Annotated in this window: 6 protein-coding genes, 1 pseudogene and 1 riboswitch; of the genes and pseudogenes, 3 read left to right on the top strand and 4 right to left on the bottom strand. The window is 29.3% G+C overall.

What is annotated here, in order from left to right; all coding sequences use genetic code 11:
* Positions 1–214, top strand: a pseudogene (locus B2671_RS03370) (D-alanine--D-alanine ligase); the annotation flags it as partial.
* A gap of 65 nt (positions 215–279) precedes the next feature.
* Here B2671_RS03370 and B2671_RS03365 read toward each other — a convergent pair.
* The 4 genes from B2671_RS03365 to B2671_RS03350 form a co-directional block, all read right to left on the bottom strand.
* Complete coding sequence (locus tag B2671_RS03365; RefSeq protein WP_346869156.1) at positions 280–969, bottom strand: radical SAM protein; 690 nt, start codon at positions 967–969, stop codon at positions 280–282.
* Position 970: 1 nt separating this feature from the next.
* On the bottom strand, positions 971–1,531 hold the full coding sequence (locus tag B2671_RS03360) for an ECF transporter S component (RefSeq protein WP_346869155.1): 561 nt from the start codon (positions 1,529–1,531) through the stop codon (positions 971–973).
* A gap of 19 nt (positions 1,532–1,550) precedes the next feature.
* Positions 1,551–2,531 (bottom strand): nucleoside hydrolase, encoded by a 981-nt coding sequence (locus B2671_RS03355; protein WP_346869154.1) that lies wholly within the window; start codon positions 2,529–2,531, stop codon positions 1,551–1,553.
* A 117-nt stretch (positions 2,532–2,648) separates the two neighbouring features.
* A riboswitch (PreQ1 riboswitch) is annotated at positions 2,649–2,693 on the bottom strand.
* A 90-nt stretch (positions 2,694–2,783) separates the two neighbouring features.
* Complete coding sequence (locus tag B2671_RS03350; protein ID WP_346848022.1) at positions 2,784–3,389, bottom strand: DUF445 domain-containing protein; 606 nt, start codon at positions 3,387–3,389, stop codon at positions 2,784–2,786.
* A gap of 220 nt (positions 3,390–3,609) precedes the next feature.
* Between B2671_RS03350 and B2671_RS03345 the strand changes: the two genes are divergently transcribed.
* Together B2671_RS03345 and B2671_RS03340 are read left to right on the top strand one after the other, a co-directional pair.
* A complete protein-coding gene (locus B2671_RS03345) occupies positions 3,610–5,073 on the top strand; it encodes a PLP-dependent aminotransferase family protein (RefSeq protein WP_346869153.1) in 1,464 nt (487 codons plus the stop codon).
* A gap of 150 nt (positions 5,074–5,223) precedes the next feature.
* Positions 5,224–5,335 (top strand): hypothetical protein (locus B2671_RS03340; RefSeq protein ID WP_346869157.1); only part of this gene is annotated, 112 nt, incomplete at its 3' end.

The raw sequence follows: 5,335 nt of genomic DNA, 5'->3' as shown, positions 1-5,335 counted from the left end.
AATCAATGAAATATCTAAGAAATGTTATAGAATCTTTGATTGTAAAGCCTACGCAAGAGTAGATATAATGGTGAGTAATGATAAACCCTATGTAATAGAACTAAACACTTTACCTGGTATGACTAAAAATTCTCTATTCCCCAAAAGTGCAAAAGCTGCTAACATGAAATATTCAACTTTACTAGATAAGATTATTGAATTTTCATTAATATAATAATATACGAGGTGAGTAATTGCCTCACCTCGTATATTACATCTTTTAATAAGGCAATTCTTAAATTAATCCCCTACTCCAAAATCTGTATTTTCAAATAGCACTTCAATTTTACTAACATCCTTAAGGAAATTATATCCCTTTTCAAACCAACCTATTAATTCTTCATCTCTCTTAACATCCGTAGTATTTTCTGTAAATATATTTATTGTTCCATAATCAAAATGACTTAGTGCTATATCAATATCTCTTTTAATCATTTCTTTACTTTGCCCTTTTATTCCTACCATTAAGCATACTGAACTAAAATACGTTCTAACTTCATTATAGTCTTTAAATCTAGCATTTTTATTTAACACTAAATTTCTAAAATTGTTATCAAAACTTTCAACTCCAATTTTAAAGATAATTTCAATTCCAAAGAAATCTCTCATTTCTTGTAATCTACTTCTATAGCACCAATGGCTTTCTAAGAACATCTTTTTTATATGCTTTTCTCTTACTATTTTTCTAATACTTTCCAAAGTTTCAATAGGTAACTCAAAGCAACTTCCTGAATTAATCACTTCTAAGGTACCATATGTTCCTTTTACTTCCTTTAACACCTTTTTATTTATATCATTGATTTCTGAAGAGTTTGTTGAATTATCCTCTATATAATCACAAAATGTACACTTCCCCCAAACACAAGGAAAAGCCTTTAGTAATACTATTTCTCTTTTATTTTTCCCTGTTATTATATTATATCTATCCATACTATTCATCCCCAACAATATTGCTTTTAATATCTAATGGTAACATTTTAATAATTGTAAAAACTAATCCAAAGCTCACAGCTTTATCTAATAAATCTGTAAAAATCTGAGTAGAAAAAACTGCTGTAATAATACTAATTCCAGAGTTTTTAAGTATTGCAACTAAAATACTTGAACCTGAGGAAGTTACACCTTGAAAAACAAAGGAAGCAATAACTGCTGCTGTTGCTGATCCTAAAACTGTAACTAGTAATATCCTTAAAATCAACTTTAAAACTCCAACCTTCTTACCTCTAAATAACATTCCTGTACCTATACCCACTACTAATTGTACTGGTAAAAAATAAAATGAAATAGGATCAAAAGTTATACCATTAATAATTGATGATAATCCTCCAACCACAGCTCCACTTACTGGTCCAAATAATATTGAAACTAAAATAGTTCCTATAGTATCAATGTAAATTGGAAGTTTTAATGATAATGCTATAAATCCTCCTACTAAGTTTATAGCTACTGCTAAACCCATAAAAATAATTCTCTTATTCTTTTTACTATTCATATTTCTAACCTTCCTCCTCTTAATTTAGTCCATATTTAGAATTATTTAAAACTGCTATTATATCTTCTTTATGCTTTGGAAAAATTCTTGTTAGAAACATTTCCATAAAACCTTTTGAATTTACTTCTGTTAACACTAGACAATTTGGTTTTTCTCTATAAAAATCCCCTTCATCCACCAGTGTCATTCCTATAGCTTTTCCCTCTGTAACTATATCTACAAAATATTCCTTTCCAGAGCATAATTCAGGATCAATAAAATATGCTACTGCTAGTGGATCATTAATTACACATCCTAAGGTTCTTTCTTGGTTCCAATGAAAGTCCACATAAAATTTAGTTATCTTTACAATTAACTCTCCAAGAGGTTCATTAAACTGCCTTATCATCTCAATATAATTGGGAGTTAAAACACATTGTCTAGTAACATCTAATCCCACCATAGTAATCTTCCTTTTTAATTCCTTAAAGACTTTTTCTACACCATGAGGGTCAACCCAGAAATTAAACTCTGCTACTTGAGAGCAATTCCCAAAGCTCTTAAAAGCTCCTCCCATAAGAACTAACTCCTTCATCTTTCTTGTAACTTCACAATCTTTTTCTAAAGCTTTTGCTATATTAGTTAAAGGACCCAATGCGATAATTGTGATATCCTCTGATTTTAACTCATCTAGAATAAAATTTACGGCACCTTCTTTATAGGTTACCTCCTCTACCCTTGGTAAGAAACTTTCTCCAAGTCCATCACTTCCATGGGTATCCTCTGCAGTAATTAATTTTCTTTCCATAGGTTCGCATTCCCCAAGATACACTGGTATATCTAACCTATTTAGTTCTTTAAGTATCTTTAATGCATTTTCTGCCCCTTTTTTTCCATGAACATTCCCTGATACTATAGTTATACCCTTCACTTCTAGCTCCTTTGATTTTAATGCAAGAATTATAGCCAATGAATCATCAATTCCTGGATCACAATCTATTATTACTTTTCTCTTGTCCATCTTTTCTCTTCCTTTCTTAATGAAAACATAAAAAAATGCCTTGAGCTCCATCCCAAGGCATAAAAAATACAACCTAAAAAAGGTCGCACTAAGGGTATAGCACGACCATATAAGTCTTATTCCCTAGTTTTTTATAGAGGGATGGTTACGAACCTCTCCCACAGAATTCTGTGGATTTTTTATTAAATTCTTAATTTAACATATCATATTTTATACTTCATATCAACTGCTTATCTATAATTATGTATATTCTTATTTAAAGAGCATAACCACTAATCCTTGAACTATACCTATTGCAGCTCCTAAGATAAAGCCCAAAACTTCAATATGTTTTAATTCCTTTTTAGCTACATTTATAATAATTCTTTCAAGTTCTTGTAAATCCAACTCATTTATTTTTTCTTCAACCATTTCTTTAATATCTACTTTATCTTTGATATGATTAACAGCTTCACTTTCCATTTCCTTTAAAGCCTCATCAACTTCTTCCTCTATAATGTTATTAATTGGCCCTTGAACCATGATCCTAAAGGGTGCTGGCACAAAATCCATCTTTCCTGCCACTAAATTTCTTATTTTATTTTTAACTAACTGACTAAATATAACCTTATCCTCTTCTGTGATTGCATTTTTTATTATATCGTCAATTGATAATAACTCCTTTGCCACCACTTCTCCAATATTTTGTGCTATTTCATTTTTTCTCTTTGGAATTAATCCTACTATCTCTAAATTTATTAATGGGATTTTAATTGGATTAATTGGTCTAAACATAAGCTTTATAGCTAATATGTTTGTTACCCATCCAATAACCCCTCCTACTACTGCTAATAAAAATACAATAACTAAACTATTCATGATGTCCTCCTAAGTATTTCAAAATTTCTATTAATATTCTACAACAATTATTCTTGTTTTTCTATTGAAACTAACTTATTTTTCTAATAAACTATTTTTAAGTGATTCTTTTGTTTGGTTTTGTAAAGATAACCAATGCAAACTTGAATCTTTTTTACTTTGTATTCTTATGATAACTTTTATAAGAATACAATTAATAAAAAAATAGGTGGTGTTAAATATGATATTTTCTACTCTAATTATAAATAAGGATGAACCTATTTATATGCAACTAGAGACACATATCATTAATGGAATAAAAAAGGGTGAATTAAAAAAAGATAGTAAACTACCTTCCACAAGAGAAGCAAGTAAGCTTTTAAACATAAGTAGAAATTCTGTCATTGCTGCCTATGAAGAACTGGAAAGCAAAGGAATAATAACTACTAAGAGGGGTGTTGGTACCTTTATTTTAATGGAGACTGAAAACACCTGTGAAGAATATAATATTAATTTTATGAATATGATTAACAATTATGCTGATACCCTTAGAAATCTTGATATTATTAAAAGTGAACTTCCCTATAAAAACAATATGATTTCCTTTAAATCTATTGCCCCTGAACCTAGTCTCTTTAATATGGATGACTTTAAAAGATCTCTCTTAGATGCTTGGACTTATGAGGAAGAAAACCTATTAAACTATGGATATGCTAAGGGATATGCCCCTTTAATCCAATATTTTCTTCAGTATATGGAGGAAAAAAGAGTTAATACTGAAGGTAGAGATATATTAATCACTAACGGTTTTACTGAAGCCTTTGATATTATTATAGGTTCTTTAACTAAAAAAGGAGATATAATCCTTTGTGAAGAACCTACCCATAATACAGCATTAAAAATTATGAAATCCCATGAAATTGAAGTTATCCAAGTAAAAATGAATGAAGAAGGTATGGATTTAGAAGATTTACAAATGAAGCTTAAAAAGTATAATCCTAAATTTGGATATATAATCCCTTCTTATAATAATCCTACAGGTATTGTAACCAAAACCAAACGAAGAAAAGAAATTTATAATCTTTTTAGACAGTACTCTGTACCTATAATTGAAGATGGATTTAACGAAGAGCTTCTATACTCTAGCTCTCCCATCGATCCCATAGCATCATTAAGTGGCATGGGTAATAGTATAATCTATATTGGCAGTCTTTCTAAAATACTCTTTCCAGGCCTTAGAATTGGATGGATTTTAGCAAGTAAAGATTTAATTGATGTTTTAGAAAGTGTAAAAAGAAGTAGAACCATTCACTGTTCTTTCCTTGATCAAGCTTCCTTTTACTATTACTTAAAAAGTGGAGCCTTTAGTAGGTATGTAAAAAATGTAAGAAAATATTATAGAGATAAGTATAATCTGGTTATGGAAATGATAAATGAATACATCCCTTATGAATATGTTACTGGAGAAGGTGGCCTTCATATATTTATTAAGCTTAAAAATAATATAAATGCAAGACAACTTCTAGATATATGTTATAAGGATAATGTGCTATTTATGCCTGGTGATATCTTTTATATAAATAGTGACAAAGGCAAGGACTGCTTTAGAATAGGCTTTGGTAGAGTAAGTGATGAAGATATCAAAGTAGGAATAAAAATAATTGGTGATAATATAAAAAAGCTAAGTAAACCACCTTATCAATAAATCCTGTACTAACTGGTTCTTGTGATTTAATGTAATTATACTAAAATAATAGTATAAGGTAAGTTTCACTTGATATAACGAAGTAAATTCTTAATGAATATAACTAAAATAGCTTACTAGAAATAATGAAAGAAATTACGAGGTGTAACAATGGAAAAAATAATGAGACCTGTATGGGCTGAGATAAATTTAGATACAATAGCCACTAACACAAAAAATATAAAAAAATTAATTGGAGATAAAGAGCTCATTGCTATCGTAA

Origin of the sequence: Clostridium sp. UBA5119, from assembly GCF_002414285.1 — a bacterium.
Lineage (GTDB): Bacteria > Bacillota > Clostridia > Clostridiales > Clostridiaceae > Clostridium_J > Clostridium_J sulfidigenes.
The sequence above is the reverse complement of the archived record's forward strand: the minus strand, read 5'-3'. Positions and strand labels throughout refer to the sequence as shown.

Excerpts from the sequence above, each read along its gene's own strand:
- B2671_RS03355 (WP_346869154.1), bottom strand. The coding sequence starts at position 2,531 with ATGGACAAGAGAAAAGTAATAATAGATTGTGATCCAGGAATTGATGAT.
- B2671_RS03345 (WP_346869153.1), top strand. The coding sequence starts at position 3,610 with ATGATATTTTCTACTCTAATTATAAATAAGGATGAACCTATTTATATG.
- B2671_RS03350 (WP_346848022.1), bottom strand. The coding sequence starts at position 3,389 with ATGAATAGTTTAGTTATTGTATTTTTATTAGCAGTAGTAGGAGGGGTT.
- B2671_RS03365 (WP_346869156.1), bottom strand. The coding sequence starts at position 969 with ATGGATAGATATAATATAATAACAGGGAAAAATAAAAGAGAAATAGTA.
- B2671_RS03360 (WP_346869155.1), bottom strand. The coding sequence starts at position 1,531 with ATGAATAGTAAAAAGAATAAGAGAATTATTTTTATGGGTTTAGCAGTA.